Genomic DNA, 11,573 nt, shown 5'->3' with positions numbered 1-11,573 from the left:
CTTTGCGGCGATTCTGACCCCATGTCCCTCGACAGCGCGCTCACCACCGCCACCAGCGGCCTGCGGCTGACCCAGAAGCAGCTCACCCAGGCATCGCAGAACATCGCCAATGCCGGGGTGGCGGGCTACACGCGCAAGCAGGTCGACGCCCAGTCGGTGACCGGCGGCAGCGGCGTCCGCGCGCTGGAGGCGACGCGCCAGATCGACACCGCGCTGCGCGCGCAGCTGCTCGCCGCCGCCGGGCAGCAGGGCGCCGCCTCGCTGCGCGACACCACCCTGGCGCCGCTGGCGCAGCTGCAGGGCAATCCCTCGGACGCCACCAGCACCGCCGGCCTGGTCTCGGCGCTGAACGACGCCTTCACCAACCTCGCCGCCAATCCGACCGACAGCGGCGCCATGAGCACGGCCCTCGGCGCCGCGCAGAACCTGGCCGGCCAGATCAACAGCGTCTCGGACGCCATCGGCGCGGCGCGCCAGCAGGTGCAGGACGGGCTGAAGGGCGATGTCGACACCGCCAACGGCCTGCTCTCCGACATCGCCAAGCTGGACAGGCTAGTGCGCAGCGAGACCATGGCCGGGCGCAGCGGCGCCGACCTCGCCGACCAGCGCGACGCCGCCATCACCCAGCTGGCCTCCCTGGTCAACGTCAAGCCGGTCGCCGCCGAGAATGGCGGCGTCACGCTGATGCTGAACGACGGCTCGATCCTGCCGCTGCAGGAGGGCAGCACGCCCTTCGGCCTGGCCGAGGCCACCGTCTCTCCCGGCAGCTATTACGGCGATCCCGACGGCACCCTGCCGGGGCTGACGCTGAACGGCCAGGCGCTCTCGACCGCGACCATCGGCGGCGCCATCGGCGAGGGCTTCTCGCTTCGCGACACCACGCTGCCGACCATGCAGGCGGAGCTCGACATGACCGCGGCGACGCTGGCGCACCGGCTGGACGAGCAGGGGCTGCGGCTGTTCACCGACAGCGGCGACAGCGCGCCGCCCGACCCGACCACGGCCGAGGGGCTGGCCGCCAGCACCGGCTTCGCCAGCCGCATCAGCGTCAACAGCGCGGTCAGCGACAGCCCGCGCCTGCTGCGCGACGGCACCCATGCGGTGGACGGCTTCACCCCCAATCCCGCGGGCGGACCTGCCGGCTTCAACACCCTGCTGACACGGGTCACCACCTACAGCTTCGGCAGCGAATCCGCCGCCGGCACCAAACATGCGGCGATCGCCGGCAGCGGGCTGGGCGCGAATGGCAAGCTCTCGGCCAGCTTCAGCGCACCGTCGCGCATCGCCGACTATGCCTCGGCCGTGGTCGGCAGCCAGGCCAGCATCGCGGCCGCCGCCAGCGGCGCCGCCACCCAGTCGACCGCGCTGCGCAACCAGTTCGACACGCTGCTGCAGAAGGCCGAGGGCGTCAACGTCGACAGCGAGATGGCCAACATGGTGCAGCTGCAGAACGCCTATGCCGCCAATGCCCGGGTGCTGACGGCGGTGCAGAGCATGTGGGACGCGCTGCTCGGCGCGGTCCGGTAAGGGATTCGGTCGATGGCGATCAGCGGCTTCTCCGGCTTGAGCGCGGCGGCGACGGCGGCGGCGCAGGTGCGCGCCCGCTTCGACGAGGCCTCGCGCATCGCCACCTCCGGCGAGCGCGCCACCAGCTATGCCGGGCTCGGCGCCGACGCCGGCAAGGCGGTCGATCTCAGCGCGCAGCTCAGCAAGCGCACCCAGCTGGCGACCATCGCCAGCAATGGCGAGGCGCGGGCGAGCTACACCCAGGTGGCGCTGACCCGGCTGTCCGACATCGCCACCGAGATGGCGGGCCAGGCCAGCAAGATCGGCTCGGCCGACGGCACCACCGTCGAGATGGTGGCCACCAATGCGCGCAACGCGCTGCAGGAGGTGGTCGGGCTGCTGAACGAGCGCTACCAGGGCGAAGCCATCTTCGGCGGCAGCGACCTGGAGAACGACCCGATCGCCGGCCCCGACCAGATCACCGCGACGGGGATGTTCACCGGCATCGGCACCGCGCTGGACGGGCTGACCGACGCCAATGCCGCCGACGTGCTGGGCAGCATCCTGGGCCTGGCCACCAGCAATGCCGAAGGGGTCAGCCCCTTCTCCAGCTTCGCCAACCAGGCGGCCGCGGGCGAGGTCGAGGATGCGCGCCGCGCCGTGCCGACCGAGAACGGCGCCAGCATCGAGGTCGGGCTCTACGCCAACCGCAATGCCAGCACGGCGAGCAGCGGCGGCACCACCGGCTCCTGGGCGCGCGACATTATCATGGGCCTGTCGATGCTGGCCAACATGACCAGCGCCCAGGCCTCGACCGGCGCCTTCTCGACGGTCACCGCGGCCGCCACCAGCGCGCTGCGCGACGGCGCCAGCGGCGTCACCGACGAGGCCGGCGCGCTCGGCATGGCGCAGTCGCGGCTGCAGGCGACGGCGACCTGGCACAAGGATGTCGCCTCGCAGGTCGAGACCCAGCTGGGCAATGTCACCACCGTCGATCCGGCCGAGGCCTATCTGCGGCTGACCGAGACGCAGACCCAGCTGCAGGCCAGCTACAAGGCGCTGTCGATGATCGGCAGCGTGTCGCTGACCAACTACCTCTAGGCACTGACGGCAGCGCGCCGGCGCCGGCCTTCTTCGAGGGCGGGGCGGGCGCCGGCGCGGCACCTGCCTGCCGGGCGATCTTCCTGCGCAGCACGGCAGCGAATCGAACAGACCGTTCCGGTTCCGGGTCTTTCCGGCAGCGCCGACAAGGAACCGGTCCGCAAGGATCGAGGCGCCGTCGCCATTCTCCGCGAATCGCGTCAGCCATCCGGCCAGGACGACGCGGCGGCTTGGCCCTTGGATTGGCCATCGGGCCACTTTCCTGCCGGCCAATGGAAAACGGTGCGACGTTCCCGGCGGCCTAAACGGAGGCTTGCCCATCGGCAGCGCCTTCCGCCCTGCCCTGCCGGCCGCCCTGAGCCTGCGCCCGTCCTCTCTGCCTTGCTGCCTGATGGAAGATCGCTGTGAGGCAAAGCATTCCCGGTGAGCCGGGCGGCGGGGCGGCGCTGTTCCGGAAACGCCGCAGCAGTCTCACTATTTAGAAGAGCGGGCGCACGGCGGCCATCGGGCTGCGCGCCGCCGTCACCGTCAGCAAGGGCGCGGCGCGGCTGCTGCTGCCGACCATCGGGATCGGCGCGCTGCGATAGGCGTCGAGCCCGCGGCCGCCGCCACTGCCCGGCGCCGCCATGGCCACCTGGGCGCGCGCCGCGCCATTGTCGAGGAAGCCGCCGCCCGGGCTGGCCGCCAGCGCGCCGGCCGTCATCGGGATCCCGCCGCCCACCACCGGCGGCGCCACGGCAGGGCCCGGGGGCCGACCGGGACGCGCCGGCGCGCTCAGGGCGGCCAGCTGCGTGGCACTCGGCGGCGGCGCCGGGTTCTGCTGCTCGGCCCGCCAGGCGGCCTGGATGCGCGCCAGATAGGGTTCGGCGAATTCCGGGTTCTGCGAGTGATAGGCCGCCGCAGCGCGCGACCAGTCGCCGCGCGCATTGTACAGCTCGGTCAGGAACCTGGCAGCGTAGCGGACATTCGTCAGCGGGTCGAAGGCGTCGTCCAGCGAGGCGAAGGCATTCGGATGATGGCGCAGATTGATCTGCATGCAGCCGACATCGATCGAGCGCATGCCGCCGGCCTGCAGATTCTGCACATGGGCAATAACTGCCGCCTTGGACGGGAACATCGCGCCCTTGCCCTCGGCATTGATCGTCCAGGGATAGGGATCGGGCCGGCCATTGCTGCCTCGGGTGCCGGATTCGACCCGGCCGATCGCTGCCAGCAGATGCTGCGGGATACTGAATTCACGCTCCACCACGCTGATGGCCGTGCGGCAGAGCCCGCCGGGCGCCGCATCGGCCGGCGCCGCCGCCGCCGTCTCCGAGGCGGTCGAGGAGCCGATCGGGCGCGCCGCCGCGGGGCTGACACAGAGCAGCAGCAGGGCCAAAAGCGGCAGAATCTGCAGGCAGGGAGCGGCAAGGAAGTGGCGCATGCCGGTGGTTCTGCAACCGGCATGCCAGGGCTTTCTGCAATCGCAAGTTGCAGCTTGGTCGTTTACAATCCGGCAATGGCTAACCTCTAGTAAATCGCACGCTGGCAATAAGGTATTCGTGAATGCGCACAGGCGCCCCCTCGACCCCCCTCGGCCCCTCAGGACCGGTCCCGCGCAAGGGCATCGGCAGCGCCGCCGCAACCGGAGAGGGTGCTTTCACCGCCCGGCTCGACAGCGCGGTCCGGCAGAGCGGGAGCGAGGCAGCACGCCTCGGCGGGGTGCAGGCGCCGCTTCTGCTGGGCAGCGGCTTTTCGGGCGGGCAAAATTCAGGAAGTCAAGAGAGCGCTCAAACGATTTCCGATAAGGCCCTGAAAAAGCTCAAAAAATGCCAGCTTGCCCTGCTGCGGAATGGCTCCGTTTCAGCTGAGGAACTGTTAAGCCTGGCGGAATCGATGGAATCGGCAGCCGATTCGGAGTCCGGTGAAGCGGCCCGGCTGTGCCGGTCAATAGCGCTCAGGCTCCGCTTGCAGGCGGCCCAGGCCGATCCGGCCGCAGGGGTTTCTCGCCCCGGTTAATCTACCTATGGTTTAACCACTGTGTCGTGCATGCCGCACTTCGTCACGGGCTTGCAGTTTTTCGGGCGCCGCAACCTTTCAATACAACTTTACCTTGCACGTCACGAAGCCGAGAGGTACCTCGGCCTTGTTACGAGCCCTGGTTGCTCCGATCCCGGCGAAAATCGCAAGGACTTGGCATGCACGTTCTCCTCGCCACGACTGTGGGCAAAAGCCCCGAACTGCAGCTCTGCCTCAGCCAGGAAGGTCACGGCTGTGACCTGGCTGAGCCCTTTGCTGAAGTGGCCTCCATCGCCCAGCACAGTGGCCCCTACGACGTGGTCGTTCTCGATGTCGCCGATGCGCGGCTGCAGGCCTTCGCGGCGCTGCGGGAGATCCGTCGCCGCGGCCTGCGCATGCCGGTGGTGGTCATCACCAGCGCGATCTCGGTCGAGGATGAGCAGACCGCGCTCAACCTCGGTGCCGATGACGTGCTGATCCGCCCGGTGCGCGCGCCGGTGCTGATCGCCCGCATGCAGGCGATCCTGCGCCGCGGCCTCGGCCACGCCTCGTCGCAGCTGACCTGCGGCAATGTCGTGCTCGACCAGGCGCGCCGCACCGTCACCGTCGACGGCCGCCATGTCCGCATCACCTGTCGCGAGTTCGACGTCCTCGAGATGCTGATGCTCCGCCGCGGCGTGCTGCTGACCAAGGAACAGTTCATGAGCCGCGCCTATGGCGTGGAGGATGGGCCGGACCAGCGCATCCTCGACGTCTTCGTCTGCAAGCTGCGGCGCAAGCTGGCGGCGGCGGGCTCGGCCGAGATCGTGCGCACCATCTGGGGCCGCGGCTATGTGCTGGAAGACCCGACCGCGGCGGAAGTCGCCGCCGCCCGGGCCCGCTTCCAGACCGGCCAGCCGCGCATGCGCCGCGCCCATCTGAGCGTCGACCTGAACGCGTCCATGGCCGTCGCCGTCTAGCATCATCCCACCGCGCCCCGCGCGCGGACAGGAGACGCCAGATGGCGAAGAACCGGAATCAGCGCCCGATCGTCATCGTGCGCCGTGAGGAAGGGGGCGAGCACGGGCACCATGGCGGTGCCTGGAAGATCGCTTACGCCGACTTCGTCACGGCCATGATGGCCTTCTTCCTGCTGATGTGGCTGATCAACGCCACCACCGACGCGCAGCGCGTCGGCCTTGCTGACTACTTCGCGCCCACCAACATCCTCAGCCGCGGCTCCTCGGGCTCCGGCGAGCCGTTTGGCGGCCGCACGCTGAACAGCGACCAGAAGCTGGCCGGCGAACCGCCGCCGGTGACCAGCAACCGCCCGCCGACCGCGGCCTCGACGCTCGACCGGCAGCGGGAGGAAGACGAGATGGACGACGACGCGGCGGCGCAGCGCCAGCCCCCGCGTCGCATCCGCGAGAGTCTGGAGGCGCTCTCCGCCTATGAGGCGGCGCGCAATCCGGTGGCCGATCGCGGCGCCAACCGGGGCGAGTTCGCCGCCGGCCAGCCGAGCGAGATGCCGACCGATGCCAGCGGCCAGGCCGATGCCGCGGGTGCCGCCAATGCGGCCGCCAATGCCGCCTCCGGCGCGGCGCTGCAGGCGCTGCTGGTGGCCCAGCAGGGTCCGGCCGCGGCGGCCGCCCAGGCGGCGCAGGCGGCGGCCCAGCAGGGCGCCCAGGGCCAGGCGGAAGGCCAGGGGAATGGCCAGGGAAGTGGCCAGGGCGCGATGACGGCGCAGCAGGCGCGGGAAGCGCTGGACCGCGCGGCGCAGGAGATCCGCGCCGCCATCCAGTCGGATCCGCAGCTCGCCGACCTGGCGCGCCAGCTGCTGGTCGAGCAGACCCGCGAGGGCCTGCGCATCCAGCTGGTCGATGCCGATGGCCAGCCGGTCTTCTCGGCCGGCCAGGCGGCGCCGAACGGCCGCGGCCGCGCCCTGCTGCTGCAGGTGGCGCGCGTCGTGGCGCGGCTGCCGAACGGCGTCGACATCACCGGCCATACCGATGCCACGCCGTTCCGCGGCGGCGGCGACCGGTCGAACTGGGAGCTGTCCTCGGAACGCGCCAGCGCCGCGCGCCGCCTGCTGATCGAGGCCGGCGTCGCCGAGGACCGCCTGCGCGCCGTCGCCGGCCGCGCCGACCGCGACCTGCTGCTGAAGGATCGGCCCACCGATCCGACCAACCGACGTGTCTCCATCCTTGTCCTCATGCCGGCGACGACGCCGCGGGGTTTCACTCCATGATCGTGATGGCCGGTTTCGGCGTCCTGCTGGCCTGCGTCTTCGGCGGCTACCTGGCGGCCGGCGGGCATATGGGCCCGATCCTGCATTCGCTGCCCTTCGAGATGATCATCATCGGCGGCGCCGCGGTCGGCAGCTTCCTGATGTCGAACTCGATGCACGACGTGAAGCACACCATGGGTGCGCTGAAGAAGGTGATGAAGGGCGGGCGCTACAACCGGCAGGACTACATGGACCTCTGCGCCCTGCTGTTCCGCCTGCTGCGCGTGGCCCAGGCCAAGGGCGCCGTCGGGCTCGAGCCGCATATCGAGCGGCCGCAGGAGAGCGACATCTTCACGCTCTTCCCGAAGATCCTGGCCGACCACCACGCGCAGACGCTGATCTGCGACTATCTGCGCATGGTGGGCATGAACGCCGACGACCCGCACCAGGTCGAGGACGTCATGCTGCGCGAGCTGAAGAAGATCCACAACGAGGAGATGCACCCGGCGCATGCGCTGCAGTCGATGGCCGATGCGCTGCCGGCGCTGGGCATCGTCGCCGCCGTGCTCGGCGTCATCAAGACCATGGGCGCGATCGACCAGCCGCCGGCGGTGCTCGGCGCGATGATCGGCGGCGCGCTGGTCGGCACCTTCCTGGGCGTGCTGCTGGCCTATGGCCTGGTCGGCCCGCTGGCGACCCGGCTGAAGGCGGTGGTCGACGAGGAATCGAAGTTCCTCGAGGTGATCCGCGCGGTGCTGATCGCGCATCTGCACGGCAATGCGCCGCCGGTCGCGGTGGAGATCGGCCGCAAGACGGTGCCGACCGACCTGATGCCGACCTTCCAGGCCATGGACGCCACCCTGCAGGAACAGCGCGCCTAGTCTTTTCCGGGTTTTCTTTCAGGCTGCCGCCGTCCGCTGGAGATGGCGGACGCGACACGGGCAGAAGGGTGCGACCTTACGGGGTCGCGCCCTTTTTCATGGCGGCGTTGCGTGCTGCCGTCTCGGCGATGTTGCTTGCAGGAACAGCGATCCTGGAGACAGGGCGTGGCCGGCAGGTGCCGCCCGCCGCCCGCCCTATCCGGCGAAGGTCGACGAGCGTCTGCGGGCAGCTCGCAGGAGAGCGCGGCGCGGCGGGGCCGGAGGAACGCCATCCTGGCCGCTCCTCCGGGTGGCAGGCAGGCGCCCGCGGCGGCGCCGCACGGGGCGCGGCGGGCCGGAACTGACGCCCGGGAAAGCACGGAATGGCGCCTCTTGCGCCGGCGGCGGCCAGACCGCGACCCGTCCTGGCGGAAGCCAGCGCGGTCGCGATCGCCACGAGAAGGCAGGGCTCGTCCCTTCTGGACGGCAGGGCCGCGGCTCTTCCGCGGCGGGCAGGCGCGGCACGTCGGCCCCGCCGCTCTTCGGCGAAGGCCCTGGTCTGGCGCTGTCCTGGCGCCGCGTGGCACCGCGGGCGGATCTTCCGCCGCGCGGGGCGGGGGCCGCGCCTCTTGCGCGCCTCGCCGCCGGAACCCGATCCACCATCGGACCGCCGTCGCCGCCACCGGCGGCGACAACCGAAGAAATCAGCGGCGGATGTTGATGGTGTCGGCCAGCATCTCGTCGGTCGTCGTCAGCACGCGCGTATTGGCGGTATAGGCGCGCTGGGCGACGATCATCTTCGAGAATTCGGCCGTGATATCGACGTTGGAGCTCTCCAGCGCGCTGGTGGCCAGCGTGCCGGCGCCCTCGGTGCCCACCTCGCTGACCTGCATGGCGCCGGCCTCGGTGGTCAGGCTGAAGGCCTGGCCGTCCTCGCGCTGCAGGGCATCGGCATTGGGGAAGGTGACGACGGGCACCCGCGAGATGGTCTTGCTCTTGCCGTTGTCGTAGCTGAGCACGACGTCGCCATTGTCGCGGATGCTGACGCCGCTATAGGCGCCGGCCGGCGCGCCATCGACCACCAGGCTGCGCTGCTCATAGGCGGTGCCGGCGTATTGCGTCACGCCCTCGGCGGTGCCGTAGCTGCCGAGATCCAGCGTCAGCGGCGTGGCGCCGTTGAAGGTGATCGAGGCATCGCTGCCCTTGCCGGCATTCGCCGTGGTGGTCAGCGTCGTCACGCCATCCGCCGGCGCCAGGCTGAGCAGCGTGCCGGCCGGCATGGTGGCGTCGGTGCCGTCCGAGAAGGTCGCCACAGCCGTGCCGAGCGAGGCGCCGCCGCTGGTGGCCTCGACGCTCCACTGGTTGGCGACGGTCTCCGACTTGGTCCAGTTCAGCGTGACCGTGCGCGCATTGCCGAGCTCGTCATAGCCGGGCACCTGCGTCGAGAAGCTGTTGGTCGTCGGCGTCGCCGGCAGATTGGCCGCCAGCCTCGCGGTGCTGGTGGGCGTCGGCGGATAGGCGGCGGTGTCGATCTTCACCGGCGTCAGCGTGCCGGTATTGGCGACGCCGTCGGTCACCGGCCAGCCCTCCAGCGCATAGCCGCTGCCGTTCACCAGATAGCCCTGGGCGTTCTTGGTGAAGTCGCCGGCGCGGGTGAACAGAGGCGTCGCCGAGTCGTACTGGATGTTGCCGGCATTGTCGGTGCCGCTCGGCCGCGCCACGCTGAACAGCCCGTTGCCGCTGATCGCCAGCGCCAGCGGATTCTCCGACTGGGTGATGGTGCCCTGCAGCGACACCGTGGCGTCCGGCGTGACGCTGACCGCGCCCGGCGTGTGGATCTTCGCCGTCGACTGGGTCAGCAGATCCTCGAAGGTGCTGTCGACGCGCTTGTAGCCGGTGGTCGAGCTGTTGGCGACGTTGTCGGAAATATGGCCGAGCGCCCGCGACTGGGCGTTCATGCCGGAGATGGCGGTGGTCATCGAGCCGAAGAGCGACATGCGCGGGGTCCTCGAATGCAGGTCCATTCCCGCGGCTGGTGGCGCAACAGGCGCCGCACCCGGGATCGGCAGACCTCTCGCAACCGGCGTGCCAGAGGTTTTCCGGCCTGCAGGCGGCAGGTTCCGCCGGGTGGCGGCGATTCTGCCCTGCCCCGCCCGGCATAAACTGCCGGGGCGCGGCGTTCCTGCCGGGTCGCCGGGGGGCCAGGCCCTGGCCCGCTTGTTGCAGTCCTCCCCGCCGCCCAACCGATGCGCGGACCATGACCGTTACCCTGCAGGCTCCGACGACCCGTTCCCCCGCTGCCGAGCTCGCCGCGCCGCCGCGTGCCGGGGCGGACACGGCCGCGCCGGGCTTCGCGGCGGCGCTGGCCACCGCCACCGCGCCGCCGACGCCGGCCCCGGCCCCGGCCCCGGCCCCGGCCCAGGGCCATCCCGCAGCGGCCCCGGCGGCAGCAGTCCTTGCCGCCGCCCCGGCGGCAGCGGGGATGCAGGGCGCGGCGGTGCCAGGCGCGAAGGCTGCGCCCGTCGTGGGGGCCGCCCCAGGCCAGGCCTCGCAGGGCGTTGTCCCGCCGACGGCGGCCAGCCTGCCGCCGCCGCAGCAGCAGCCCGGCCCGCCAAGCGCGGCGCTCCCCCTGGCCGAGGCCGCCAACGGCAAGGACGCGCCACCCACCCTGCCGATCCTGCCGGTCGCGGACGAGGCCGCTGCGCCGCTGGCCGTTGCGGAGGAAGCGGGGATCGAAGCCGAGGCCTCGGACGACAGCGAGGCGCCGCCTGCCTCCCCGGAGGCGGCGCCGCTGCCGGTCATGACACCGGCCGCGCCCGCGCTGCCGACCGCTCCGCCGAGCCAGGCGCCGCTCCAGCAGAGCGGCCAGCCGGCCACCGCGCCGCCCGTACCGCCTGCCGCGACGCTGGCGTCGGAAGCGCCCGCCCCTGCCGCTGTCCAGGCGGCCCTGCCGCCGCGCGCGGAGGCCAAGCCGCAGGCCACCCGCGCCGCCGCGCCCGGCAAGGGCCCGGCGGTCGAGGAGGACGGCACCGCGCCCGCAGCGGAAATCCCTGCCGGGGCCCTGGCGACGCTGATGGCCGCGGCCGCGCCGGCGGCTTCGGCCCCGGCGGTGGCACAGCCGGTGGCGCAGCAGGCCGCCACGGCATCGGCGAACCCGCCGCCGCAGGAGGGTGCGCCCCAGCCCGCCGCCGCCGCCGCGAGCCGCCCGGCCGAGGCCAGCGCCGGCGCGGCAGCGGAGGCTGCCCCCCTGCCCGCCGCCACGCCGGAGCCGGCAGCCTCCCTCCCCGCCTTCCCCTCCCCGGAGGCCGCAAGCCAGGACGCCGGCAGCGATCCCGCCGGCACCGCAACAGCTTTCCCCGCCCCCGCCGCCCCGGCCGCCAGCCAGGCGCCGACCGCCGCCCCGAGCGCGCCGCTGCAGGCCTATGGCCATGCCGCCCCGCCGCCGCCGGCGCAGCAGGTCGGCCGCGCCGTGCTCAGCGTCGCGCTGCGCGGCAGCGAGGGCGGGCCGAGCCGGATCAGCGTCGCCGTGGCGCCCGAGGCGCTCGGCCGCGTCGAGATCAGCATCGAGAAGGACGGCGACGGCCCAACGCAGGTCAGCGTCAAGGCCGAGCGGCCGGAGACGCTGCTGCTGCTGATGCGCGATGCCGGCGCCATCGAGCAGGCGCTGGCCCAGGCCGGGCTCGGCCCGGAGACCGGGCGCAACCTCAGCCTCGGCCTCGCCGATCAGCGCGGCGACCCGGGCGGCCAGGGCGCGCAGCAGCGCCAGGGCGGCCGCGACGGCCAGGGCCAGGGCCGCGGCCAGGCCCCGGCAGATCCTGCCGAGGAGGCCCACGCCCCCGCCGTGGCACGCCAGTTGCGTGCCATCGGCCTGCTCGACCTCGCCGTCTGACCCTGACCCGCGC

The 11,573-nt window shown here is 72.1% G+C and carries 9 protein-coding genes; 7 read left to right on the top strand and 2 right to left on the bottom strand.

The window, feature by feature from the left end; translation table 11 throughout:
• The first annotated feature begins 21 nt into the window (after nt 1-21).
• Both flgK and WFI16_RS12065 read left to right on the top strand, forming a co-directional pair.
• Complete coding sequence (flgK, locus tag WFI16_RS12070; protein ID WP_419898083.1) at nt 22-1,527, top strand: flagellar hook-associated protein FlgK; 1,506 nt, start codon at nt 22-24, stop codon at nt 1,525-1,527.
• 12 nt (nt 1,528-1,539) lie between these two features.
• Entirely contained in the window at nt 1,540-2,607 is a 1,068-nt protein-coding gene (locus WFI16_RS12065) for a flagellin (RefSeq protein WP_419898082.1), read from the top strand.
• A gap of 478 nt (nt 2,608-3,085) precedes the next feature.
• On the opposite strand, the gene WFI16_RS12060 is transcribed toward WFI16_RS12065, so the two are convergent.
• The gene (locus WFI16_RS12060; protein ID WP_419898081.1) at nt 3,086-4,030 is read right to left on the bottom strand and encodes a lytic transglycosylase domain-containing protein; all 945 of its coding nucleotides are present in this window, start codon (nt 4,028-4,030) and stop codon (nt 3,086-3,088) included.
• A 122-nt stretch (nt 4,031-4,152) separates the two neighbouring features.
• Here WFI16_RS12060 and WFI16_RS12055 point away from each other — a divergent pair, with 122 nt between their 5' ends.
• The 4 genes from WFI16_RS12055 to motA all read left to right on the top strand — a co-directional run bounded on the left by WFI16_RS12055 (nt 4,153) and on the right by motA (nt 7,692).
• Nucleotides 4,153-4,605, top strand: coding sequence for a hypothetical protein (locus WFI16_RS12055; protein ID WP_419898080.1), 453 nt, complete (start codon nt 4,153-4,155; stop codon nt 4,603-4,605).
• Between the two features lie 179 nt (nt 4,606-4,784).
• Complete coding sequence (locus tag WFI16_RS12050) at nt 4,785-5,564, top strand: response regulator transcription factor (RefSeq protein WP_419898079.1); 780 nt, start codon at nt 4,785-4,787, stop codon at nt 5,562-5,564.
• A gap of 41 nt (nt 5,565-5,605) precedes the next feature.
• A complete protein-coding gene (locus tag WFI16_RS12045; protein ID WP_419898078.1) occupies nt 5,606-6,832 on the top strand; it encodes a flagellar motor protein MotB in 1,227 nt (408 codons plus the stop codon).
• Nucleotides 6,829-7,692 carry a flagellar motor stator protein MotA gene (gene motA, locus WFI16_RS12040; RefSeq protein ID WP_419898077.1) on the top strand — a complete coding sequence of 288 codons (864 nt, stop codon included), beginning with the start codon at nt 6,829-6,831 and terminating at the stop codon, nt 7,690-7,692. The genes WFI16_RS12045 and motA overlap by 4 nt, the downstream gene beginning before the upstream one ends.
• 683 nt (nt 7,693-8,375) lie before the next feature.
• Here motA and flgE read toward each other — a convergent pair.
• The gene (gene flgE / locus WFI16_RS12035; protein WP_419898076.1) at nt 8,376-9,668 is read right to left on the bottom strand and encodes a flagellar hook protein FlgE; all 1,293 of its coding nucleotides are present in this window, start codon (nt 9,666-9,668) and stop codon (nt 8,376-8,378) included.
• A gap of 260 nt (nt 9,669-9,928) precedes the next feature.
• On the opposite strand from flgE, the gene WFI16_RS12030 reads away from it, so the two are divergent.
• Complete coding sequence (locus WFI16_RS12030) at nt 9,929-11,560, top strand: flagellar hook-length control protein FliK (protein ID WP_419898075.1); 1,632 nt, start codon at nt 9,929-9,931, stop codon at nt 11,558-11,560.
• Nucleotides 11,561-11,573: the final 13 nt, after the last annotated feature.

It is taken from the genome of Roseomonas sp. USHLN139 (assembly GCF_037145735.1).
Taxonomy (GTDB): Bacteria; Pseudomonadota; Alphaproteobacteria; order Acetobacterales; family Acetobacteraceae; genus Pseudoroseomonas.
Note: the sequence above shows the minus strand (reverse complement) of the source record. Positions and strands in the feature narration are given on the sequence as shown.

Bases quoted from the DNA above. Each gene is read 5' to 3' on its own strand.
- flgK (WP_419898083.1), top strand. From the start codon at position 22: ATGTCCCTCGACAGCGCGCTCACCACCGCCACCAGCGGCCTGCGGCTG.
- WFI16_RS12065 (WP_419898082.1), top strand. From the start codon at position 1,540: ATGGCGATCAGCGGCTTCTCCGGCTTGAGCGCGGCGGCGACGGCGGCG.
- WFI16_RS12060 (WP_419898081.1), bottom strand. From the start codon at position 4,030: ATGCGCCACTTCCTTGCCGCTCCCTGCCTGCAGATTCTGCCGCTTTTG.
- WFI16_RS12055 (WP_419898080.1), top strand. From the start codon at position 4,153: ATGCGCACAGGCGCCCCCTCGACCCCCCTCGGCCCCTCAGGACCGGTC.
- WFI16_RS12050 (WP_419898079.1), top strand. From the start codon at position 4,785: ATGCACGTTCTCCTCGCCACGACTGTGGGCAAAAGCCCCGAACTGCAG.
- WFI16_RS12045 (WP_419898078.1), top strand. From the start codon at position 5,606: ATGGCGAAGAACCGGAATCAGCGCCCGATCGTCATCGTGCGCCGTGAG.
- motA (WP_419898077.1), top strand. From the start codon at position 6,829: ATGATCGTGATGGCCGGTTTCGGCGTCCTGCTGGCCTGCGTCTTCGGC.
- flgE (WP_419898076.1), bottom strand. From the start codon at position 9,668: ATGTCGCTCTTCGGCTCGATGACCACCGCCATCTCCGGCATGAACGCC.
- WFI16_RS12030 (WP_419898075.1), top strand. From the start codon at position 9,929: ATGACCGTTACCCTGCAGGCTCCGACGACCCGTTCCCCCGCTGCCGAG.